Below are 22,329 nucleotides of genomic sequence, written 5' to 3'. Positions count from 1 at the left end.
CTGCGTGGCGCCGCTGGATCATCGGGGCGCATAATATTGCCCCTGATGAATCAGGCGATCGGCCGATAAATCACCGTCTTGCAGGCCTGGCCCTCCGGGCAGCCCCGGCAACTGCCCGGAAGGCAGCTGTCGGGGGCTTGCGTAATGCGCTCCGCTTTGCCCAGCAAGGTGAGCTGATCCAGCATCGCTTGCACCAGCGGCAACGGTTCCGCCAGCTTTTCACTCAACTGACGGGCCTGTGCGCTGCCATACAGCGCCAGCGCATCGCGCACTTGCAGCAACCCTGCCATCAGTGGCATGCCCGCTGGCGGTTATCACAACAGCCGGTAGCCGCTGCCGGTGCCGCCAGGTGCACTGTCACCCGGTTACGCGCGCGGCGCAGGCCGAACCACACCAGCAGGTTCACGATGATCACCGCCGCGATGGCCGTCAGGCTGTAGGTTGGGTGCTGGTGGAAGGTCGCCGTCTGGTAGAACAGGGTCGCCAGCGAATAGGCGATGTTCAGCCCCCACAAAATGGAGAACGTCATCCAGCCGCGGTTTGCCTCACGGGCGATCGCCCCCATTACCGACACGCAAGGAACGTACAGCAGCACAAAAATCAGGTAGCTGTAGGCGGCTATCGGGCTGCCGAATTTGCTGCTCATGGTCCCCATCGAGCTGGCTTCCATCTCACCGTCACCTTTACTGGCTTCTATCGGGTTGGCCAGCACGCTCAGGCTAAAGGTGTTCTTCAGGCCCTGCCAGGTTTCATCCACCGCGCCGCCCAAGGCATCCAGCAGGTTAAAGCTGGCGGGATCGAAAGGCTCATTCGTCAGATGTTCGGCGGTGTACAAAGTATTCAGCGTCCCGACTACCACCTCTTTCGCCATCGCGCCGGTAACCAGACCTACGGTTGCCTGCCAGTTGTCACGCTGCACACCCATCGGTTGCAGCAGCGGGGTCAACACCCGCGAGACGGAGGCCAGTGCTGAATCATTAATGTTATCCGCCGGTTTGCCGCTAAAGGTGAAGCTGTTCAGCCCGCCGATAAATACGCAGGCGATAACGATCACCTTGCCCGCGCGCAGCACAAAGCCTTTCAGGCGTTGCCAGGTTTGCAACAGCAGGCTTTTCATCAACGGCACGTGATACACCGGCAATTCCATCACGAACGGAGTCGCTTCACCGCGCATAACGGTATGTTTCAGCACCAGCCCGGTGAGAATGGCGGCCATAATCCCGAGCAGGTAAAGCGAGAACACCACGCCGGCACCGTGCTGGCCGAAAAAGGCGGCGGCGAATACGGCGAAAATAGCCAACCTGGCGCCGCAGGACATAAACGGCGCCATCATGATAGTGAGCAGGCGCTCACGCGGCGCATCCAGGGTACGGGTGCCCATGATCGCCGGCACGTTGCAGCCGAAGCCGACGATCAATGGCACAAAGGATTTGCCGGGCAGGCCGAGCGCCTGCATCAGCCGGTCCATAACGAACGCGGCGCGCGCCATGTAGCCGGAATCCTCCAGAAACGACAGAAACAGATACATCATGCCAATCTGCGGCACCAGGGGCAGAACGGTATTGATACCGCCGCCGATGCCCTGGGCCAGGAACAGGGTCAGCCAATCGGGGAAATGCAGGGTGAAGCCCAGCCACTGGGTGCCCTGGATAAACAGGGCGGCCGAGCCGGTATCAAATATCGGCTGCAGCGCGCCGCCGATATTAATGGCTAACAAGAACATCAGGTACATCACCAGCAGGAAGATGGGGATCCCCAGCCAGCGGTTGAGGATCACCTTATCCAGGGCTTCGGTCAGGCGATTGGGCGTTGCGTCACGCGGGTTGCTGACCACTTCGCAGATGGCGGCAATCGAGCGATAGCGGGCATCGGCGATCATCAGGCCTGGATCTTCATGCTGTTGCAGTTGCAGCCCCTTGCGGATGGCGGGCAACAGTTCCGTGGCCTGGCCGGCCAGCGCGTGGCTGTAGATATCGCCTTCCAGCATTTGCAGCGCCAGCCAACGGCGGCGGCCGGAAGACAGCGCCGGCGGCATGGCCTGGCTCAATTCGTCGATGGCGTTCAGCAGCGGCGCCGGGTAGCTGACCAACGCTTTAAGTTGGTTGATGCGGTGGGTGTCAATCATCTGTTTGAGCACCCCGATACCGTCGGCGCGGGTAGAAACCATGGGCACGACCGGGCAGCCCAAGCGTTCAGACAGCGCCGCAACGTCAATTTCAATGTGCTGGCTGTGGGCGATATCCAGCATATTGAGCGCGATAATGCAGGGGATGCCGAGCTCCAGCAACTGCAGCGTCAGGTAGAGGTTGCGCTCCAGATTAGCGGCGTCAACCACGTTAATCAGCAGATCGGCATTGCCGCTAAGGATGTAGTGGCAGGCGATCTGCTCATCAAGCGAGGTTTGTTCGGAAATGGTGGTCAGGGAATAGGTGCCGGGGAGATCGACAAGCGTGATGTCGGCCATTGGGGTGGTGAAATGGCCTTCTTTGCGTTCTACCGTGACGCCAGCCCAGTTGCCGACGCGTTGGCGCGCGCCCGTGAGCTGATTAAACAGGGTGGTTTTGCCTGAGTTGGGGTTGCCAATAAGGCCGATTGTCAGTGCTTTCATTAGATAAATTCTTTCATCATTCAGTCAGTCGTTCAGCCATGAGAGGGCTGCATACGAGCACAAAGCGTTATGGCGGCTTAAGGCGTTACGAACGATCGTCCAGCTGCAGCAGCGCCAAATCTTTTTTGCGTAATACCAGGTTGACCGAGCGTGCTTTAATTTCTACCGGATCCCCCAGTGGCGCAATACGTACAATCTCAATGGATGAACCCGGCAATATACCGAGGGACAATAACTTTTGCCGATAGGCCGGGCTTATCTCGCTGGTGAACCCAATAACTTTATAGGGTTTGTTAATTGCAATAATCATGTTCTTCCTTAACTGATTAATACGTCATATGGCATATTTTATTCAAGCCTGGCGGCAATAATGATTGCGTGTGAAATGAAATAGCCCAGGCAGCCACAGAGAACACTTTTTATTCTCGTTAGGTTAAATGGTATTGAGCATCATTATCAACGGCAACATAAAAAACGCTGTATTAGTAACTGTATGTAAGGATTGTCATATCCGGTAGTGCGGCTCATTTGTTGTGAACCCATTGTTATATGCAGGAAAATATATGGTGTGATTTGTTACTGCGTAAAATAATTATTCATGAGCTTGCGCTGTGTGCCGGGGTATTTATTGAAGGATACTGCTAAACGTTGCTGCGGTAAGATTATTCATTAGCAATAAAATAAATGATGTTGGTTTAGTTTTTGTTGATATTATTATGAGGTGTGTGCGTATTGCACGCTTTTTTTGATTGCGCGCTTATTGCCCCTAAATATGCCTTGAACAGTTACGGCCTCATCCCCTTCCGGCTCTCTGCGGTAATTGGCCAGGCGGAAAGCATAGGGTGGGTGTATGAACCGGGCACATGGGTAACACTTTACACCGGGCACATGGGTAACAGGTTATAACTGGCACAGTTAACGAGATAGGGAGGTTTACTGTGCCTTGGCCTGAGAGTGTTACCATGCAACGTTTGCAATTTGTCACCGCTTGTCTGAAGGGCGATACTTCTGTCGCTGAGCTATGCCGCCGTTTCAACATTAGTCGCAAAACTGGCTATAAGTGGCTGTCCCGATTTTCTCCTGATGATATTTCCTCTCTTTCTGACCATTCCCGAGCTCGCCATCATCAACTTTCCATACCGCTGCCAACGGTGGAATTGCTTCTTGAGAAGAAACAGCAGCACCCTACATGGGGCCCGGAAAAGATAAGACAATTACTTTTGAATATGGATGTTTCGGATGTGCCCGCTGCCAGTACTATTGGGGGCATATTTAAGATCCATGGCCTGACAAAAAAACGTAATCGATTGAAATACAAACCCAAACGGTCTTATGTGCTCCATAAGATAAACCAGCCAAATGATGTCTGGAGCGCGGATTTCAAAGGCAAGTTCACCCATACAACCGGACGTTGGTGTCATCCTTTCACACTGACGGATAACTACAGCAGAATGGTACTTGCCTGTGATGCCACGTATTTACCCGATGGGAAATTTGTCATTCCCTGCCTCGAGCGAGTCTTCCACGAATGTGGTTTGCCCCAGGTTCTACGCACCGATAACGGTCCACCTTTTGCCGGTGCCGGGCTGTGGGGATTAAGCCAGATGTCTATCTGGCTAATCAAATGTGGTGTTACTCCCGAGCGAATTCGCCCAGGGAAACCGACAGAGAATGGACGTCATGAAAGAATGCACAGAACAATGAAAGAGGGAATGAAACAGTGTCATAAATTTGCCTCTCTGGAGGAACAACAGACATGGCTAAACACATGGAGAAAAGAATTTAATGAAGTTCGGCCACATAAGGCTCTGGGAGGAAAAACGCCCCAATCAGTCTGGTGTCCTTCCCCCCGGATTTATACTGGGGCACAAAAGGAGATGCCGGTACCAAAGGGGGCGAAGTTACTGCGTGTGGAAGTGAAAGGTGATTTATGGTTCAACGGCCGACGAATCTTCCTATCGGAGGCCCTCAGGTATGAATGGGTGTGGATGAAAGAAGTTGACGATGACACGGACGAAATAGGGTTCGGGGAGTTGGTATTGGCCCGGTACGATAGACAGAACCATCGTATAATCCGGGCTGATTAAAGAATAAATGCGTTACCTATGAGGCTGGTCAGATCTGTAACCTATGTGCCCGGTTCATACATGGGCAGTGCCCTGGTGCGGGTGCCTGGTTGAACTTTGAGCGCTTGGCGTGATTTATCGCATAAAGATCTTGCCATCAGGCAGCGGCCAGTACATAATTGCGCTCGCTCCAGACGATGGGGCTAGGGAAGTTGTTTGTTATCAGTGTGTTATGTATGGCAGCAACAATCCTTACTACGCTTTCAACGTAGTGCTGTTATAGCATTAACGGTTTTTTCGGGTTTTACACCCAATGCGACGCGGGAATAGCTCAGTTGGTAGAGCGCAACCTTGCCAAGGTTGAGGTCGCGAGTTCGAGCCTCGTTTCCCGCTCCAATTTCTCTCCAAAGAAAATCCATTTGGCTAACAGAGCCAAGATGGTTATTTCGCCTTTCTATTTATCCCTCAAAAATGTTGTGAACAGAGTTATCCACAGCTTGTGCGAATGCCGCGGCCGGCCTGGACTCATGCAGCAAATAAAGAAAAATATGTAATTTATTGATAAATATGTATATTTTTTTATTGAAAAACGTTATGCCGATCGCTTGCTCTTTTTGTTGCAGTTGAAAGACAAGGCATTTTTATTTTTATGCACAAGTCCACAGGCTGAGCGAGCGGGGGGAATACCGGGGGATAAAACCCGTTTCAGGCATCTCTCGGCAATCCTTTTTCAACGGCGCGGATAAGGCGTTTTTTCTGCGTGGTCAATACGGCAATTCCCTGTTCGGCACGCCGTGCCAACTGTTGTTCCAACGCCCAGGCGATATGCTCATCCAACATGGCGCTTTCCCCTTGCCGTGCGCGCAGGGCCAGAACGGCGCTGTCCAAATAGGGCGCATTGCCGAGCGCTACCGCAATGTTGCGCAGCCAGCGCAGGTGGCCAATGCGCCGGATGGCGGAGCCTTCCGTGATGCGCAGGAACTTCTCTTCGCTCCAACCGAACAGCTCAACCAATTCGGGAGCATGCAGCGCGGCGCGCGGGCTGAAGTCATCCTCATCCGTGAGCTGGGAAAAGCGGTTCCACGGGCAAATCAACTGGCAGTCATCACAGCCATAGATCCGGTTACCCAGTAACGGGCGGAACTCAAGCGGGATAACGCCTTCTAACTCAATGGTCAGGTAAGAGATGCAGCGCCGGGCATCGACGGTGTAGGGGGCTACGATGGCACCGGTTGGGCAGGTGGTGATACAGGCGACGCAGCGCCCGCACTGCTCTTGCTGCGGCCGATCGACAGGCAGCGGCAGATCGATCAGCAACTCGCCGAGGAAGAACCAAGAGCCGGCTTCACGGTTTAATATAAGTGAGTGCTTGCCAATCCATCCAATACCGGATTTGGCGGCCAAAGCCCGCTCCATAACCGGTGCGGAATCCACAAAGGGGCGGAAATTCAGTTCACCGCAGTAGGCTTTGATCTGCTCACCCAGCTTCTTCAGCCGCTGCCGCAAAAGTTTGTGATAGTCGCGGCCAAGCGCGTAGCGGCTGACATACCCCAGCTCGGGGTTGCGTAGGGTGCTGGCGAAAGCCGCCTTGGCCGGCAGGTAGTTCATCCGCACGCTGATCACCCGCAGCGTGCCGGGCAGCAGCTCATGTGGGCGGGCACGCAGCATGCCATGGCGCGCCATCCATTCCATCTCGCCGTGATACTGCTTGTCCAGCCACGCCTGCAATTTGGGTTCTTCGGCGCTGAGATCGGTATCGCAGATGCCAACCTGCTGGAATCCTAGCGATTGCCCCCATTGCTTGATATGTTGGGCGAGTTGATTGAGATCAAGGGGATTGGTCATGACGAATCACAATGAGAAACCATACGATAACAGTCTACCACACTCTGTCTGGCCAGCAGACTGGTTGCGGCGCGCGGAACCCAAGGCGGCTGCCTGGCTGGGCATTACCCTCTATGATCTGATGCAGCGTGCCGGCCAGGCCGCCTATGCTCTGGCGCGCGATGCCTATCCGGCCGCCCGGCATTGGCTGATCCTGTGCGGCCACGGCAACAACGGCGGCGACGGCTATGTGGTGGCGCGCCTTGCCGACGCGGCCGGCATTAAGGTGACGCTGATCGCCTGCGACGGCAGCCGCCCTTTACCGCCGGAAGCCACCTCGGCGCGCCAGGCCTGGCAGGCCGATGGCGGCGAGATCCACCTCGCCGGCAGCCCGTGGCCTGCCGATATCGATCTGATTATTGACGGCTTGCTGGGCACCGGCCTGGCGGCCGCGCCGCGCGCGCCTTATGACGCCCTCATTGAGGCCGCCAACCGGGCTTCGGCGCCGGTGGTGGCGCTGGATATTCCCTCTGGCCTGCTGGCGGAAAGCGGCGCGGCGCCGGGGGCGGTGATCCGCGCGGCCCATACCATCACCTTTATTGCCCTCAAGCCGGGGTTGCTTACCGGGCAGGCCCGCGATTGGGTTGGGCAACTTCATTACGGTTCGCTGGGGTTAACGGCCTGGCTGGCGCAACAACCGGCGGCAATCCAGCGTATCACCGCTCGGGATTTAACCCGCTGGCTCCACCCGCGCCGCCCCTGTTCCCACAAGGGTGAGCATGGCCGTTTGTTGCTTGTCGGCGGCGATCTCGGCTTTGGCGGGGCGATACGCATGGCGGCAGAAGCCGCGTTGCGAAGTGGCGCCGGCTTGGTGCGAGTGCTTACTCACATTGAGCATGTGGCGCCGCTGTTAACGGCGCGCCCGGAGCTGATGGTGCAGCGGTTAACGGATGATTCGCTGCAGCAGGCGGTAGCATGGGCGGACGTTGTGGCGATCGGGCCAGGCCTGGGCCAGGGGGCATGGGGTAAGAATGCACTGAAAATCGTGCAATCCAGCGATAAACCTGCGTTGTGGGATGCGGATGCGCTGAACTTACTGGCATTAAATCCTGAGAAGCGGCAGAATCGCGTGATAACACCGCACCCTGGCGAAGCGGCAAGGCTCTTGGGCTGCAGCATCGCCGACATTGAGAGTGATCGCTTACTTTCGGTGCAACGCCTGGTGGAACAGTATGGCGGCGTGGCGCTGTTGAAGGGTGCCGGTACGCTGATTGCCGATGAGTACGGCGCCATGTCCATCGCTGACGTCGGCAACGCCGGCATGGCGTCTGGCGGCATGGGCGATGTGTTGTCCGGTATTATCAGCGGTTTGCTGGCGCAGAAGATTCCGCTGTATGATGCCGCTCGCGCAGGTTGTGTTGTGCACGGCGCTGCCGCCGATTGCGTGGCTGGCAGACAAGGAACGAGGGGGCTACTGGCAACCGATTTGCTGCTGCAGATCCCTCACTACGTTAATCCCGAGTTGATAACAGATATTATCGAATGAAAGAACTCGTTCTACCTTTGCCGGATGAGGCAGCAACTGTCGCACTTGGGGCCGCGTTGGCCAACGCATGCGATCGCGCCAGCGTGATTTATCTTTATGGTGATTTGGGTGCCGGTAAAACCACGTTCAGCCGTGGTTTCCTGCAGGCGTTAGGGCACCAGGGCAATGTTAAAAGCCCGACCTACACCTTGGTGGAGCCTTACGCGCTCACCCCTTTTGCGGTATATCACTTCGATTTGTACCGCCTGGCCGATCCAGAGGAGCTGGAGTTTATGGGGATCCGTGATTATTTCGCACAGGATGCGATTTGTCTGGTGGAATGGCCGCAGCAGGGCGCAGGCGTATTACCGGCGCCCGATCTTGCATTACACCTGCACTATGTCGACGCCGGTCGCCAGGCACAGCTTGAAGCGCTTTCTGCCTATGGTCACCAGTTGTTAGACCGAATTCATAATAAACAGGGATGATGCCGCAATGATGTATGGGTTAAGAAGATTATTCGCCATTGCCCTGCTTGTTGTGCTGGGGCCGTTGAGCGTTGTGGCTGCGCAGGCGGCGTCCTCGTTATCAGATATTCATGTCACTAACGCCAAGCGTGAGGCGACGGTGTCGGTCAGCTTTAACGGGCCGCCCGCTTATGCCTTTTTCCCGTTGCATGGCCCGGATCGGGTGGTGCTGGACGTGAATCAGAGCGGCAAGGTCAGCGGCCTGCCGCTGAATTTTAGCGGCCAAAACCTGGTGAAAAGCATCCGCTCAAGCCAGCCGAAAGATGCGCAAAGCGTCAGGCTGGTGTTTGATCTGACCGCGCGCGCTAAAACCCGAGCGGTCACGCGCCAGAATGGTGATGTTTATACCGTGGTGTTTACCATTGTGGCTGAAGGCAACGCGCCCGCTACCCGCGTGGTTCGCCAGGCGCCAGCCCCGGCCCCGGTGTTCACGCCTGCGCCAACGCCAACGCCTGCCCCGGTGGTGAGTGAGCCGGTCAGGCCGGCACAGAAAGCGCCAAGCGGCAGCAACCCCTTTAAGAATAAACCGGTGGTTGCTGGCGTTGCCACATCCAGTACGCCGCGCAGCAGCCGGGTTTCAGCCGGTTCCGGTAACCGCGTGGTGGTGGCGATCGATGCCGGCCACGGCGGGCAAGATCCCGGCGCCATCGGGCCCAACGGCCTGCAGGAAAAAAGTGTGACCATTGCCGTTGCCCGCCGCCTGCAAGCGCTGCTGGATGACGATCCGCGCTTTAAACCGGTCTTGACGCGCAACGGTGACTATTTTATTTCGGTTATGGGGCGTTCAGACGTTGCGCGTAAGCAGGGGGCCAACGTGCTGGTTTCCATCCATGCGGACTCGGCGCCCAACAAAAACGCCACCGGTGCCTCCGTATGGGTGCTGAACAACCGGCGCGCCAACAGCGAAATGGCCAACTGGCTAGAGCAACATGAAAAACAATCGGAACTGCTCGGCGGCGCGGGCGATCTGCTGGCGAACAGCCAGGCGGATCCGTACCTGAGCCAGGCGGTGCTGGATTTGCAGTTCGGCCACTCGCAGCGCGTTGGTTATGACGTGGCGGTCAAGGTGCTGCGCGAAATGCAGACCATCGGCCTGCTGCATAAGAGCCGCCCGCAGCCCGCCAGCCTGGGGGTATTGCGCTCACCGGATATTCCTTCCCTGCTGGTGGAAACCGGCTTTATCAGTAATCCTTCGGAGGAGCGGCTGCTTGGCAGTAGCGCGTATCAGGAAAAAATAGCCCAGGCGATTTATCGCGGCCTGCGCAATTACTTCCTGACACACCCGCTACAAGCCGACCCAAAGGAGGAAAACCGCCCGCTGGAGGCTTCAGCGGCGGTTAGCAACCCGATCACTACGGTCAGCCAGCCCGAGCCTGTTGCGGCACCGGCGGCCAGCGAACCACGCGAAGGTTACAGCGGCAAGACCCAGATTCACGTGGTGCAGCGGGCTGAAACCCTGTCCGGTATCGCCGAGCGTTACGGCACCAGCATGGCGGCCCTGCGCGATCTGAACACGCTGAAAAAAGACGGCGTGTGGGTGGGCCAACGGCTGAAAGTGCCGGCCGGGCATGCCGCCGCCAGCGTGGCGAAGGCGGCGCCGGCAAAAGCCCGGGCGCCAAAAGCGACCAGGCATAAAGTTGTGAGCGGTGATACGCTATCGTCTATTGCCGCGCATTATGGTGTCAGCGTCAGCGAACTGAAAAGCGCCAACCGGCTGAAATCCGATGTGGCGCCGCTCGATCGCACGCTGACCATCCCACAAGCCTAGCGCTAACCGAAGGAGCCCGTATGCCGATCCAGGTGCTGCCACCACAGCTTGCCAACCAAATTGCCGCCGGTGAAGTGGTTGAACGGCCGGCGTCGGTGGTCAAGGAACTGGTGGAAAACAGCCTGGATGCCGGTGCTACGCGTATCGATATTGATATTGAGCGCGGCGGCGCCAAGCTGATCCGCATCCGCGATAACGGCTGCGGCATCGGCAAGGCCGATCTGACGCTGGCGCTGGCGCGCCACGCAACCAGCAAGATCAGTTCACTGGACGATCTGGAAGCGATTGTCAGCCTGGGGTTCCGCGGCGAGGCGCTGGCCAGTATCAGTTCTGTTGCCCGGCTGACGTTGACGTCGCGCACTGAAGATCAGCAAGAGGCTTGGCAGGCTTATGCGGAAGGGCGCGATCAGTCCGTGACGGTGAAACCGGCGGCGCACCCGCAGGGCAGCACGGTTGAAGTGCTGGATTTGTTCTACAACACCCCGGCGCGGCGCAAGTTTATGCGCACGGAGAAAACCGAGTTTGGCCACATTGATGAAGTGGTGCGGCGCATTGCGCTGGCGCGCTTCGATGTGGCGATCAACCTGAGCCATAATGGCAAACTGATGCGCCAATACCGTGCGGCCAAGGATGAAAGCCAGCATGAGCGCCGTTTGGGCAGTATCTGCGGCGCCGCGTTTTTGCAGCATGCGCTGCGGATTTCCTGGCAGCACGGCGAGCTGTCGATCCGCGGCTGGGTGGCCGATCCCAGCGGCGCCCGCCAGTTGGGTGAGTTGCAGTACAGTTATGTTAATGGCCGCATGATGCGCGATCGGCTGATCAACCACGCCATTCGCCAGGCTTATCAGGATCAACTACAGGAAGCACAGCTGCCTGCCTATGTGCTGTATCTGGAGGTGGATCCGCATCAGGTTGATGTGAATGTGCATCCGGCCAAGCACGAAGTGCGTTTCCATCAGGCGCGCCTGGTGCATGATTTTATCTATCAGGCGGTCACTACCGTTTTGCAGCAGGCGGGTGATACGGCGCAACTGCCGTTGGCGCAGCAAGACGGCGCATCGCCTGCGCCGGTCTGGCAACCGGAAAACCGCGTCGCCGCCGGGAGCAATCATTTCTCGCAGCCGGCGCCGCACCGCGAGCCTTCGCCCGCAGCGAAACCGCCCGTCGCCCGTGAGCGTGCGCCGCAGCCGGCTTACCCCAGCGGCGGCGGCTATCAAAAACGCGAAGGGGAGCTGTACGGCAAGCTGCTGCAGGCTGCTGCTGAACCTGCGCCACCACAGGCAAAGCAGCCGTTGTTCCCACCCGTGGCGCCGGTGCCAGCCGCCGCGCTGGCCGGCAGCCTGCACAGTTTCGGCCGCGTGCTGATGATTCACCCGCCGTGCTATGCCGTGTTGGAACAGCGCCAGCGGTTGGCGTTGCTTAGCCTGCCGGTTGCCGAGCGCTGGCTGCGGCAGGCACAGCTTAACCCGTCGGCCGAAGGGCTGAAACCGCAGCCGTTGTTGATTCCGCTCAAGCTGGCGCTGCATAAAGAGGAAGCGGCGGCATGCGCGCGCCATCAGCAACTGCTGGTGACCATGGGGCTGGATCTGCAATCCGAACACGGGCGTGTGACGCTGCGCGCGGTACCTTTACCGTTACGCCAACAAAATTTACAAAAACTGATACCGGAACTGTTAGGCTATCTGGCCAAATCTGAAGAGATATCGCCCGCCGCGCTTTCTGGCTGGCTTGCCCGCCACCTGGGTAGCGAGCATGAGCAGTGGAATACGTCTCAAGCGATACAATTATTGGCCGACGTTGAACGACTTTGCCCGCAGTTGGTCAAATCACCACCGAGCGGTCTTTTACAACCTGTTGATTTACAGGCTGCGCTGGCAGCCCTTGAGCATGACTGAAACTGACATAACACACCGTCCCCCGGCGATTTTTATCATGGGGCCGACAGCGTCGGGCAAAACGGCCCTGGCGATGGCGTTGCGTGAGCATCTGCCTGTTGAACTGATCAGCGTGGATTCCGCGTTGATTTACCGCGGCATGGATATCGGTACCGCCAAACCGAGCAGGGAAGAGCTGGCGCGGGCGCCGCACCGGCTGATTGATATTCGCGATCCGGCAGAGGCTTACTCCGCCGCTGATTTTCGCGCCGACGCCTTGCAAGAGATGGCCTCGATCAGCGCATCAGGGCGTATCCCGCTGTTGGTCGGCGGCACCATGCTGTACTTCAAAGCATTATTGGACGGTTTATCGCCGCTGCCGCCGGCCGATCCGCAAGTGCGCGAGCGGATTGAGCAGCAGGCGCAGGCGCTTGGATGGGATGCGTTGCATCGCCAGTTGCAGGCCATTGATCCGGTTGCAGCACTGCGAATTCATCCGAATGATCCGCAGAGACTGTCAAGAGCACTGGAAGTTTTTTTTATTTCAGGTAAAACTCTAACGGAAATGACTAAAATTTCGGGTGAATCGTTGCCGTATCATGTTCACCAGTTTGCGATAGCACCGGCCAGCCGGGCGCTGCTTCATGAGCGCATCGCGCTGCGGTTCCATCAAATGTTGGCGGCAGGTTTTGAAACGGAGGCGCGTGCGCTTTTCGCACGGGGAGATTTGCATACGGATTTGCCTTCCATTCGCTGTGTCGGTTACCGCCAGATATGGGCATATTTGTCTGGCGAGATTGGTTACGATGAGATGGTTTATCGTGGTATTTGCGCAACACGTCAGTTGGCCAAGCGCCAAATGACCTGGTTACGGGGTTGGGAGTCTGTCCACTGGTTGGATAGCGAAGCGCCGCAGGCGGCTCTGGACTCGGTCATACAGGTTGTTAGTGCATAGGTTGGGTGAATGTGTACAATTGATGAGTATTCAGCGCGCAAATTTTTTTAGGTCGTTTATTTTAGAGCCGACAGGTTCTTAGTTACAAACAACAAGCAAATAAGGAAAAGATAGAATGGCTAAGGGGCAATCTTTGCAAGATCCGTTCCTGAACGCATTGCGTCGTGAACGTGTTCCGGTTTCTATTTATTTGGTGAATGGCATTAAGCTGCAAGGCCAGATTGAGTCTTTTGACCAGTTTGTCATCCTGTTGAAGAACACGGTAAGTCAGATGGTTTATAAGCACGCTATCTCTACCGTTGTTCCGTCTCGTCCGGTTTCGCACCACAGCAACAACCCAAGTGGCGGCACCAGTAATTATCACCATGGCAACAACCCGTCTGCGCCGCAACAGCCGCAGCAGGAAAGCGATGACGCTGAGTAAAGCGCGTCGCGGTTTGTTGACGATGTCGGGGAGCATAGGCAGCAGAGTTCTGTTTATGTCCCCCGCAACAACGGTTTATATCCGTTTGAGAGGTTGCACGCTTGTTTGACCGTTATGAAGCCGGTGAGCAGGCCGTACTGGTTCATATCTATTTCTCGCAAGACAAAGATACAGAAGATCTCAGTGAGTTCGAATCGCTGGTTTCCTCTGCGGGTGTTGAAGCTTTGCAAGTGGTTACAGGTAGCCGCAAAGCGCCACATCCTAAATACTTTGTAGGTGAAGGAAAGGCCGAAGAAATTGCGGATGCGGTAAAGGCCAGTGGCGCATCTGTTGTCCTGTTTGATCACTCCCTTTCTCCGGCGCAGGAGAGGAACCTCGAACGCCTGTGCGAATGCCGGGTTATTGATCGCACCGGATTGATTTTAGACATCTTTGCCCAGCGGGCCCGTACCCATGAAGGTAAGCTGCAGGTAGAGCTGGCACAGCTGCGCCATATCGCAACGCGTCTGGTGCGTGGTTGGACGCACCTTGAGCGCCAAAAGGGCGGGATAGGGCTGCGTGGGCCTGGTGAAACCCAGTTGGAAACTGACCGCCGTTTGCTGCGCGATCGTATCAGCCTGATCCTCAAGCGCCTGGAGCGCGTCGAGAAACAGCGGGAACAAGGTCGCCGCTCACGTACCCGGGCTGATGTGCCGACCGTATCGCTGGTGGGCTACACCAACGCCGGCAAATCCACCCTGTTTAACCGAATTACGTCTGCCGAGGTCTATGCGGCGGATCAGCTATTTGCCACGCTGGATCCCACCCTGCGCCGTATTTCCGTCGCAGACGTCGGCGATACCGTCCTGGCGGATACCGTAGGCTTTATCCGGCATCTGCCGCACGATCTGGTCGCCGCCTTCAAAGCGACGCTGCAGGAAACGCGGCAGGCATCTTTGCTGTTACATGTGATCGACGCCGCAGATCCTCGCGTTGACGAGAATATTGACGCGGTAAATACCGTGTTGGCAGAGATAGAAGCGGATGAAATCCCTACACTGTTAGTGATGAACAAAATAGATATGCTGGACGACTTTGTGCCGCGTATCGACCGCAACGATGAAAATGTCCCGGTCCGTGTGTGGCTGTCCGCCGCCAGTGGAGAAGGAATTCCGTTGCTGTTTCAGGCGTTGACGGAGCGCTTATCGGGGGAGATTGCGCATTACAAGCTGCGTTTACCTCCAGAGGCAGGCCGTCTTCGTAGCCGTTTCTATCAGCTTCAGGCCATTGAAGACGAATGGAACGAAGAGGATGGCAGCATTGGCATGATGGTGCGTATGCCCATTGTCGAGTGGCGCCGCCTCTGTAAGCAGGAACAGGCTCTGATTAGCTTTATCGTATGATCATATCCTGTTACATTTAGCCTGAAGTACCCAATCATAGAATATGGAGCTAAAACATGGCGTGGAATCAGCCCGGTAATAACGGACAGGACCGCGACCCGTGGGGGAGCAGCAATAATAACGGCGGCAACTCTGGCGGTAACAATAAAGGCGGGCGCGATCAGGGCCCTCCGGATCTGGACGACATTTTCCGCAAGCTCAGCAAAAAACTGAGCAGCCTGGGGGGCGGGAAAGGCACTGGCAGCAATAACAGCGGCGGCACGGGTTCCGGCGGTTCGAACTTCAGCGGCCGGATCTTCGGTATCGCTGCGGTTGTGGTCGTGGTGATTTGGGCCGCCAGCGGTTTCTACACCATCAAGGAAGCTGAACGTGGTGTTGTCACTCGCTTCGGTAAATTCAGCCACCTGGTGCAGCCGGGCCTGAACTGGAAGCCGACGTTCATTGATGAAGTGCGCCCGGTCAACGTTGAATCTGTGCGTGAACTGGCGGCATCCGGGGTGATGCTCACTTCTGATGAGAACGTGGTGCGTGTGGAAATGAACGTGCAGTATCGCGTCACCAATCCGGAAGCGTACTTGTTCAGCGTCGTCAATGCCGATGACAGCCTGAGCCAGGCTACCGACAGCGCCCTGCGTGGCGTGATCGGCAAATACTCCATGGATCGCATTTTGACGGAAGGCCGTACCGTGGTGCGTAACGATACCCAACGCATGCTGGAAGAGACGGTTCGTCCTTACAACATGGGCATCACGCTGCTGGACGTCAACTTCCAGGCTGCGCGGCCGCCGGAAGAGGTTAAAGCGTCCTTCGACGATGCGATCGCCGCGCGTGAAAACGAGCAGCAATACATCCGTGAGGCGGAAGCCTATGCCAACGAAGTCCAGCCGCGCGCCAACGGCCAGGCCCAGCGCCTGCTGGAAGATTCCAAGGCGTATAAGGATCGTACCATCCTGGAAGCCCAGGGTGAGGTAGCGCGCTTTGCCAAGCTGCTGCCGGAGTACAAGTCTGCGCCGGAAATTACCCGTGAGCGCTTGTACATCGAAACCATGGAAAAAGTCCTGAGCCAGACCCGCAAGGTGTTGGTCAATGACAAAGGCAACAATCTGATGGTATTACCGCTGGATCAAATGCTGCGCGGCCAGGCCGGTGCGCCGGCAGACGGCGCAAACAAAGACACCAGCATGATTCGTCTCAACCCGTCGGCGCCGTCCAGCAGCAACACCAACGCGGGCAGCCAACGTAGCAGCACCAGCAGCGGCTCGATCATGGATCAGCGCCGCGCGAATGCGCAACGTGACGACACCATTCGCGTAGGGAGAGAATAATCAATGCGTAAGTCTTTTATCGTAATCCTGATCGTGGTGCTGGTGGCGCTGTATGCCTCACTGTTTGTGGTGCAGGAAGGCCAGCGCGGTATCGTGCTGCGCTTTGGCAAGGTGCTGCGTGATGGCGAAAACAAACCGCTGGTGTATGAACCGGGTCTGCACTTCAAGATCCCATTCATTGAATCCGTGAAAAACCTGGATGCGCGCATTCAGACCATGGACAACCAGGCCGATCGCTTCGTCACCAGCGAGAAGAAAGATCTGATCGTCGATTCTTACCTGAAATGGCGTATCAGCGATTTTAGCCGCTATTACCTGGCCACCGGCGGCGGTGACGTTTCGCAGGCTGAAGTGCTGCTTAAGCGTAAATTCAGTGACCGTCTGCGTTCTGAAATCGGCCGCCTGGACGTGCGCGATATCGTGACCGACTCCCGTGGCAAGCTGATGTCCGATGTGCGTGAGGCGTTGAATACCGGTACCGTGGGCGAAGGTGAAGAAGTGGCGACCACCGAAGCCGATGACGCTATCGCCTCCGCTGCGGCGCGCGTTGAGCGGGAAACCACCGGCAAACAGCCGCAGGTGAACCCGAACAGCATGGCGGCGTTGGGTATTGAAGTGATCGATGTGCGTATCAAGCAGATCAACCTGCCGGTAGAAGTGTCTGATGCTATCTATCAACGTATGCGTGCAGAGCGTGAAGCCGTTGCTCGCCGCCTGCGTTCACAGGGCCAGGAAGAAGCCGAGAAGCTGCGCGCTAGCGCAGACTATGAAGTTTCCCGCACGCTGGCAGAAGCGGAACGCCAGGCGCGTATCACCCGTGGTGATGGCGATGCGGAAGCCGCCAAGCTGTTCGCTAATGCGTTCAGCGAGGATCCGGACTTCTACGCCTTTATCCGTAGCCTGCGTGCTTATGAAACCAGCTTCAAGGGCAACCAGGACGTTATGGTGCTGAGCCCGGATAGCGATTTCTTCCGCTATATGAAGTCGCCTGATTCTACACGGCGCTAACCGGCAACCAGGCAATCAAGGGCCCGTTTGATGCGGGCCTTTTCTTTTTTTGGGGGATGCATGAATCCAACGATTTGGCTGGCGCTGGGCTTGGTGCTGATACTGGAAGGGCTGGGGCCGATGTTGTTCCCACGCGCCTGGCGCAAAATGATTTCGGCGCTGACGCAATTGCCGGACGCCACCTTGCGGCGTTTTGGCGGTGGAATAGTGGTTGCGGGCTGTGTGATCTACTATATGTTGAGCGTACGCCTCGGTGGCTGAAGTCTAGCCCAAAAAATATGCAATCGTATGCTAAAAGTGCTGAAACTCAAAAATTACGATGTTAGAATCCTTTTTTAAGCAACCGGTGATTTCGAAAAATGGGTAAGAACGTCGTCGTACTGGGCACCCAATGGGGTGACGAAGGTAAGGGTAAGGTCGTAGACCTGCTGACCGAACGGGCTAAATACGTTGTGCGCTACCAAGGTGGCCATAACGCTGGCCACACTCTGGTTATTAACGGTGAAAAAACCGTTCTTCATTTAATTCCATCAGGTATTCTGCGTGAAAACGTGACCAGCATCATCGGCAACGGTGTTGTTCTGGCGCCAGATGCACTGATGAAAGAAATGAAAGAGCTTGAAGCACGCGGCATCCCGGTACGTGAACGTTTGTTGCTGTCTGAAGCCTGCCCGCTGATCCTGCCTTATCACGTTGCGTTGGATAACGCGCGTGAAAAAGCGCGTGGCGAGAAAGCGATTGGCACCACCGGCCGTGGTATTGGCCCGGCTTATGAAGACAAAGTTGCCCGCCGCGGTTTGCGCGTTGGCGATCTGTTCGATAAAGCCACTTTCGCCACCAAGCTGAAAGACATCATCGACTACCACAACTTCCAACTGGTTAACTACTACAAAGTGGATGCGGTTGATTACCAGAAAACGCTGGATGAAGTTCTGGCTATCGCCGACATCCTGACGGCGATGGTGGTTGACGTTTCCGAGCTGCTGGACAGCGCACGCAAACGCGGCGATCTGATCATGTTCGAAGGCGCCCAGGGCACCCTGCTGGATATCGATCACGGCACCTATCCGTATGTAACCTCTTCCAATACCACCGCTGGCGGCGTTGCGACCGGTTCCGGCCTTGGCCCACGCTACGTGGACTATGTGCTGGGTATCGTGAAGGCCTATTCCACCCGCGTTGGCGCTGGCCCGTTCCCGACCGAGCTGTTTGATGAAACCGGCGAATACCTATGCAAGCAGGGTAACGAATATGGCGCCACTACCGGCCGCCGCCGCCGTACCGGCTGGCTGGACGCGGTTGCGGTGCGCCGCGCTGTGCAGATCAACTCACTGTCCGGCTTCTGCCTGACCAAGCTGGACGTGCTGGACGGCCTGAAAGAAGTGAAAATTTGCGTTGGCTACCGTATGCCAGACGGCCGCGAAGTGGACACCACGCCATTGGCGGCGGAAGGCTGGGAAGGTATCGAGCCGATTTACGAAAGCCTGCCAGGCTGGAGTGAAAGCACTTTTGGCGTGAAAGAGCACAGCAAGCTGCCGCAGGCGGCGCTGAACTACATTAAGCGCATTGAAGAAGTGACCGGCGTTCCGGTAGATATCATCTCTACCGGCCCGGATCGCAGCGAAACCATGATCCTGCGCGATCCGTTCGACGCGTAATCTGGCCGTTTACGGTTGGTGATCAGACAAACCGGGCATGGCCCGGTTTGTTTTTATCTTCTTTATACCCTTCATACTTCAGGTTGCAGGCTGGCGCCAACCTTATCGTTTAGGCCGAGTTTGCAAGATTATGGCGACATAACCCCGCTCTGAGTCTTTCTGTGCGCTAATATAAATGGCGGCGAACTCTCCGCCTGGTTTATTATCCAATAGGCAGGCCGCGCTCCATAATGATACATCAATGCTGCTGTGGATTATTTGGGTTTGCAGCAAGGCGCATGTCGCAAGATGGGGTGGGCCAAAAGCGCCGCCGTTTCTTTTCGGTATGCCGTAACGCGGCGTATCAAACGGGTAAAGTTATACCCAGAGGTAGGATGTGCAGTTAACAAGCTTTACTGATTATGGCCTGCGGGCATTGATCTACATGGCATCATTGCCGGCAGAGAAAATGACCAGCATTTCGGAAGTGACCGATGTCTATGGCGTTTCCCGTAATCATATGGTGAAAATTATCAATCAATTAAGCCGGGTTGGGCTAGTGGCCGCGGTGCGGGGTAAAAATGGCGGTATCCGGTTGGGCAAGCCGGCAGAAACCATCCGTATCGGCGATGTCGTGCGGGCGCTGGAACCGCTTTCTCTGGTTAACTGCAGCAGTGAATTTTGCCATATCACCCCTGCGTGCCGCCTGAAACAGGTGCTGCATCAGGGCGTACAAAATTTCCTTGAAGAGCTGGATAGATACACGCTGGCCGATATGATCGAGGACAACCCCCCGCTCTACAAGCTATTGCTTGTCGAATAAAATGTTGCTGAGCAGACAAGACTCGGCAGCACCCTGCTGATGACAACGGAGGAACCGCAATGTCACAAGATCCATTCTTGGAACGAGAAGCAGAAAAATATGAATCCCCAATCCCCAGTCGTGAATTTATTCTTTCCCATCTGGCGAAACGAGAAACCCCGGCCAGCCGTGACGAGCTGGCGAAAGAACTGGATCTGAACACGGAAGAAAAGCAGGAGGCGCTGCGCCGCCGTCTGCGCGCCATGGAACGCGATGGTCAATTGGTGTTTACCCGCCGGCAGTGCTATGCCCTGCCTGAGCGCCTGGATCTGCTGCGCGGTACGGTCATTGGCCACCGTGACGGTTATGGTTTTCTGCGCGTAGAAGGGCGCAAGGACGATCTGTATCTTTCTGCCGAGCAGATGAAAATGGCGATCCACGGCGATGTGGTGCTGGCACAGGCGCTGGGCGCCGATCGCAAAGGCCGCCGTGAAGCGCGTATTGTGCGCGTGCTGGTGCCGAAAACCAGCCAGATCGTCGGCCGTTACTTTACCGATGCCGGCGCCAGCTTCGTAGTTCCCGATGATAGCCGCCTGAGCTTTGATATCCTGATCCCGGCTGATGCCGTCAGCGGCGCGCGTATGGGCTATATGGTGGTGGTGGAACTGACCCAGCGCCCGACGCGCCGCACCAAAGCGGTGGGCAAGATCGTCGAGATCCTCGGCGATAAAATGGGCACCAGCATGGCGGTGGATATTGCGCTGCGCACCCATGAGATCCCGCATACCTGGCCGCCACAGGTGGAAAAGCAGGTTGCCGACCTTAGCGAACAGGTGCCGGAAGAGGCGAAAAAAGGGCGTGTCGATCTGCGCCAACTGCCGCTGGTGACCATCGACGGCGAAGACGCGCGCGATTTCGATGACGCCGTCTACTGTGAGAAAAAACGCGGCGGCGGCTGGCGCCTGTGGGTGGCCATTGCCGACGTCAGCTACTACGTGCGCCCGCGCACTGCGCTGGATGACGAAGCCTGCAGCCGCGGCAACTCGGTATACTTCCCTTCCCAGGTGGTGCCGATGCTGCCGGAAGTGCTGTCTAACGGCCTGTGCTCCCTGAACCCGCAGGTGGATCGCCTGTGTATGGTGTGCGAGATGACCATCTCTGCCCAAGGGCGGCTGTCTTCTTATAAATTCTATGAAGCGGTGATGAATTCACATGCCCGCCTGACCTACACCAAGGTCTGGCACATTCTGCAGGGCGATCAGGAATTGCGCGAACAGTACCGCCCGTTGGTCAAGAACCTGCAGGAACTGCACACCATGTACCTGATACTCGATCAGGCGCGTGCGGCGCGCGGCGGCATTGCGTTTGAAACCGAAGAAGCCAAGTTCATCTTTAACGCCGAACGCCGCATTGAGCGGGTAGAGCCGACGGTGCGCAACGATGCGCACAAGCTGATTGAAGAGTGCATGATCATGGCCAATATCGCGGCGGCGCGCTTTGTTGAGAAGAGCAAAGAGCCTGCGCTGTTCCGCGTGCACGATCGCCCAAGCGATGATCATATCACTGCACTGCGTAGTAACCTGAGCGAGCTGGGGCTGACGCTGGGCGGCGGCCTTAAGCCGCAGCCGGAAGATTACGCGGATCTGATGGATGAGATTGAAGATCGCCCGGATCGTGAAATGCTGCAAACCATGCTGCTGCGCTCGATGAAACAGGCGATTTACGATCCGGAAAACCGCGGCCACTTTGGCCTGGCGCTGTCTTCGTATGCCCACTTCACCTCGCCGATCCGGCGTTATCCGGACCTGTCCTTGCACCGTGCGATCAAATACTTGCTGGCGAAAGAGCACGGCGAGCCTGCGCACCGTTGGACGCCAACCGGCGGCTGGCACTACGACTTTGAAGACATGCTGCAACTGGGCGCGCATTGCTCGATGACCGAGCGCCGGGCCGATGAAGCCACGCGCAACGTTGCCGACTGGTTGAAATGCGACTTTATGCAGGATCACGTTGGCTCGGAGTTCAGCGGCGTTATCTCCAGCGTGACGGGCTTCGGCTTCTTTGTGCGCCTGAACGATCTGTTCATCGATGGCCTGGTGCACGTATCAACACTGGATAATGACTATTATCGCTACGATAATATCGGCCAGCGCCTGATCGGCGAGTCTTCCGGTACGGTTTACCGGCTGGGGGATACGGTGGAAATCCGTGTGGAAGCGGTGCATCTGGATGAGCGAAAAATCGATTTCGCACTGGTTTCCAGCAGCCGCAAACCGCGCGGTGCCGGCAAAACCGAGCGTGATCGTGCGAAGAAGGGCGGGAAACCGCAGATGCGCGACGGCGGCAACGGCCGTAAACGCCGCGGCGGTAAGCCACCGGCCAATTTCGAACCGGACAGCGCGTTTCGCAAAGAGGGCGCTAAGCCCGGCGCAGCGGTGAATAAAGACAAAAAGGCGAAGCCTAAAAAAACGTCTGAAAAAACCAAAAAAATTGCGGCAGCGACGAAGGCCAAGCGCGCCGGTAAGAAAAAAAACGCTGAGCAGGGCTAACCTGCCGCAGATCATTATCACCGGCCGGCACTTGCCGGCCGCACAGTCAAAAGAG

Annotated in this window: 18 protein-coding genes and 1 tRNA gene; 15 read left to right on the top strand and 4 right to left on the bottom strand. The window is 56.8% G+C overall.

Annotated features, from left to right (window positions below; all coding sequences use genetic code 11):
* Nucleotides 1–50: 50 nt before the first annotated feature.
* The 3 genes from ACN28Q_RS09695 to feoA all read right to left on the bottom strand — a co-directional run bounded on the left by ACN28Q_RS09695 (nt 51) and on the right by feoA (nt 2,918).
* The gene (locus tag ACN28Q_RS09695; protein ID WP_095846158.1) at nt 51–290 is read right to left on the bottom strand and encodes a FeoC-like transcriptional regulator; all 240 of its coding nucleotides are present in this window, start codon (nt 288–290) and stop codon (nt 51–53) included.
* Complete coding sequence (gene feoB / locus ACN28Q_RS09690; RefSeq protein ID WP_095846157.1) at nt 290–2,608, bottom strand: Fe(2+) transporter permease subunit FeoB; 2,319 nt, start codon at nt 2,606–2,608, stop codon at nt 290–292. The genes ACN28Q_RS09695 and feoB overlap by 1 nt, the downstream gene beginning before the upstream one ends.
* A gap of 85 nt (nt 2,609–2,693) precedes the next feature.
* Nucleotides 2,694–2,918, bottom strand: a complete 225-nt coding sequence (feoA, locus tag ACN28Q_RS09685) for a ferrous iron transporter A (protein ID WP_095846156.1) — start codon at nt 2,916–2,918, stop codon at nt 2,694–2,696.
* Nucleotides 2,919–3,546: 628 nt separating this feature from the next.
* Between feoA and ACN28Q_RS09680 the strand changes: the two genes are divergently transcribed.
* Nucleotides 3,547–4,695, top strand: coding sequence for an integrase core domain-containing protein (locus ACN28Q_RS09680; RefSeq protein ID WP_095845103.1), 1,149 nt, complete (start codon nt 3,547–3,549; stop codon nt 4,693–4,695).
* A gap of 299 nt (nt 4,696–4,994) precedes the next feature.
* Nucleotides 4,995–5,070 (top strand) — tRNA-Gly (locus ACN28Q_RS09675).
* Between the two features lie 309 nt (nt 5,071–5,379).
* Here ACN28Q_RS09675 and queG read toward each other — a convergent pair.
* The gene (queG, locus tag ACN28Q_RS09670; RefSeq protein ID WP_095846155.1) at nt 5,380–6,519 is read right to left on the bottom strand and encodes a tRNA epoxyqueuosine(34) reductase QueG; all 1,140 of its coding nucleotides are present in this window, start codon (nt 6,517–6,519) and stop codon (nt 5,380–5,382) included.
* Here queG and nnr point away from each other — a divergent pair.
* The 13 genes from nnr (at nt 6,518) to rnr (ending at nt 22,274) form a co-directional block, all read left to right on the top strand.
* Nucleotides 6,518–8,044 (top strand): bifunctional ADP-dependent NAD(P)H-hydrate dehydratase/NAD(P)H-hydrate epimerase, encoded by a 1,527-nt coding sequence (gene nnr, locus ACN28Q_RS09665; protein WP_095846154.1) that lies wholly within the window; start codon nt 6,518–6,520, stop codon nt 8,042–8,044. The genes queG and nnr overlap by 2 nt on opposite strands.
* Complete coding sequence (tsaE, locus tag ACN28Q_RS09660) at nt 8,041–8,511, top strand: tRNA (adenosine(37)-N6)-threonylcarbamoyltransferase complex ATPase subunit type 1 TsaE (RefSeq protein ID WP_095846153.1); 471 nt, start codon at nt 8,041–8,043, stop codon at nt 8,509–8,511. Before nnr ends, tsaE begins: the two co-directional genes overlap by 4 nt.
* A gap of 7 nt (nt 8,512–8,518) precedes the next feature.
* Nucleotides 8,519–10,318 (top strand): N-acetylmuramoyl-L-alanine amidase AmiB, encoded by a 1,800-nt coding sequence (gene amiB / locus ACN28Q_RS09655; protein WP_095846152.1) that lies wholly within the window; start codon nt 8,519–8,521, stop codon nt 10,316–10,318.
* A gap of 20 nt (nt 10,319–10,338) precedes the next feature.
* Nucleotides 10,339–12,213, top strand: coding sequence for a DNA mismatch repair endonuclease MutL (gene mutL / locus ACN28Q_RS09650; RefSeq protein WP_095846151.1), 1,875 nt, complete (start codon nt 10,339–10,341; stop codon nt 12,211–12,213).
* Entirely contained in the window at nt 12,206–13,147 is a 942-nt protein-coding gene (gene miaA / locus ACN28Q_RS09645; RefSeq protein WP_095846150.1) for a tRNA (adenosine(37)-N6)-dimethylallyltransferase MiaA, read from the top strand. The genes mutL and miaA overlap by 8 nt, the downstream gene beginning before the upstream one ends.
* Nucleotides 13,148–13,262: 115 nt before the next feature.
* Nucleotides 13,263–13,571 (top strand): RNA chaperone Hfq, encoded by a 309-nt coding sequence (gene hfq, locus ACN28Q_RS09640; RefSeq protein WP_004955988.1) that lies wholly within the window; start codon nt 13,263–13,265, stop codon nt 13,569–13,571.
* 101 nt (nt 13,572–13,672) lie between these two features.
* Nucleotides 13,673–14,953: a ribosome rescue GTPase HflX gene (gene hflX, locus ACN28Q_RS09635; RefSeq protein WP_095846149.1), complete on the top strand. Its 1,281-nt coding sequence runs from the start codon at nt 13,673–13,675 to the stop codon at nt 14,951–14,953.
* A 56-nt stretch (nt 14,954–15,009) separates the two neighbouring features.
* A complete protein-coding gene (gene hflK, locus ACN28Q_RS09630; RefSeq protein ID WP_095846148.1) occupies nt 15,010–16,278 on the top strand; it encodes an FtsH protease activity modulator HflK in 1,269 nt (422 codons plus the stop codon).
* A 3-nt stretch (nt 16,279–16,281) separates the two neighbouring features.
* Nucleotides 16,282–17,286, top strand: coding sequence for a protease modulator HflC (gene hflC / locus ACN28Q_RS09625; RefSeq protein ID WP_095846147.1), 1,005 nt, complete (start codon nt 16,282–16,284; stop codon nt 17,284–17,286).
* A 60-nt stretch (nt 17,287–17,346) separates the two neighbouring features.
* Complete coding sequence (locus ACN28Q_RS09620) at nt 17,347–17,547, top strand: DUF2065 domain-containing protein (RefSeq protein WP_095846146.1); 201 nt, start codon at nt 17,347–17,349, stop codon at nt 17,545–17,547.
* A 98-nt stretch (nt 17,548–17,645) separates the two neighbouring features.
* The gene (locus tag ACN28Q_RS09615; protein WP_095846145.1) at nt 17,646–18,944 is read left to right on the top strand and encodes an adenylosuccinate synthase; all 1,299 of its coding nucleotides are present in this window, start codon (nt 17,646–17,648) and stop codon (nt 18,942–18,944) included.
* A gap of 376 nt (nt 18,945–19,320) precedes the next feature.
* Nucleotides 19,321–19,746: a nitric oxide-sensing transcriptional repressor NsrR gene (nsrR, locus tag ACN28Q_RS09610; RefSeq protein WP_095846144.1), complete on the top strand. Its 426-nt coding sequence runs from the start codon at nt 19,321–19,323 to the stop codon at nt 19,744–19,746.
* Between the two features lie 59 nt (nt 19,747–19,805).
* Nucleotides 19,806–22,274, top strand: coding sequence for a ribonuclease R (gene rnr / locus ACN28Q_RS09605; RefSeq protein WP_095846143.1), 2,469 nt, complete (start codon nt 19,806–19,808; stop codon nt 22,272–22,274).
* The last annotated feature ends 55 nt before the right edge of the window (nt 22,275–22,329 follow it).

The organism is Gibbsiella quercinecans (genome assembly GCF_002291425.1).
GTDB classification, from domain to species: Bacteria; Pseudomonadota; Gammaproteobacteria; order Enterobacterales; family Enterobacteriaceae; genus Gibbsiella; species Gibbsiella quercinecans.
The sequence above is the reverse complement of the archived record's forward strand: the minus strand, read 5'-3'. Positions and strand labels throughout refer to the sequence as shown.

Excerpts from the sequence above, each read along its gene's own strand:
- ACN28Q_RS09695 (WP_095846158.1), bottom strand. The coding sequence starts at position 290 with ATGGCAGGGTTGCTGCAAGTGCGCGATGCGCTGGCGCTGTATGGCAGC.
- feoB (WP_095846157.1), bottom strand. The coding sequence starts at position 2,608 with ATGAAAGCACTGACAATCGGCCTTATTGGCAACCCCAACTCAGGCAAA.
- feoA (WP_095846156.1), bottom strand. The coding sequence starts at position 2,918 with ATGATTATTGCAATTAACAAACCCTATAAAGTTATTGGGTTCACCAGC.
- nnr (WP_095846154.1), top strand. The coding sequence starts at position 6,518 with ATGACGAATCACAATGAGAAACCATACGATAACAGTCTACCACACTCT.
- queG (WP_095846155.1), bottom strand. The coding sequence starts at position 6,519 with ATGACCAATCCCCTTGATCTCAATCAACTCGCCCAACATATCAAGCAA.
- tsaE (WP_095846153.1), top strand. The coding sequence starts at position 8,041 with ATGAAAGAACTCGTTCTACCTTTGCCGGATGAGGCAGCAACTGTCGCA.
- amiB (WP_095846152.1), top strand. The coding sequence starts at position 8,519 with ATGATGTATGGGTTAAGAAGATTATTCGCCATTGCCCTGCTTGTTGTG.
- mutL (WP_095846151.1), top strand. The coding sequence starts at position 10,339 with ATGCCGATCCAGGTGCTGCCACCACAGCTTGCCAACCAAATTGCCGCC.
- miaA (WP_095846150.1), top strand. The coding sequence starts at position 12,206 with ATGACTGAAACTGACATAACACACCGTCCCCCGGCGATTTTTATCATG.
- hfq (WP_004955988.1), top strand. The coding sequence starts at position 13,263 with ATGGCTAAGGGGCAATCTTTGCAAGATCCGTTCCTGAACGCATTGCGT.
- hflK (WP_095846148.1), top strand. The coding sequence starts at position 15,010 with ATGGCGTGGAATCAGCCCGGTAATAACGGACAGGACCGCGACCCGTGG.
- hflC (WP_095846147.1), top strand. The coding sequence starts at position 16,282 with ATGCGTAAGTCTTTTATCGTAATCCTGATCGTGGTGCTGGTGGCGCTG.
- ACN28Q_RS09620 (WP_095846146.1), top strand. The coding sequence starts at position 17,347 with ATGAATCCAACGATTTGGCTGGCGCTGGGCTTGGTGCTGATACTGGAA.
- ACN28Q_RS09615 (WP_095846145.1), top strand. The coding sequence starts at position 17,646 with ATGGGTAAGAACGTCGTCGTACTGGGCACCCAATGGGGTGACGAAGGT.
- rnr (WP_095846143.1), top strand. The coding sequence starts at position 19,806 with ATGTCACAAGATCCATTCTTGGAACGAGAAGCAGAAAAATATGAATCC.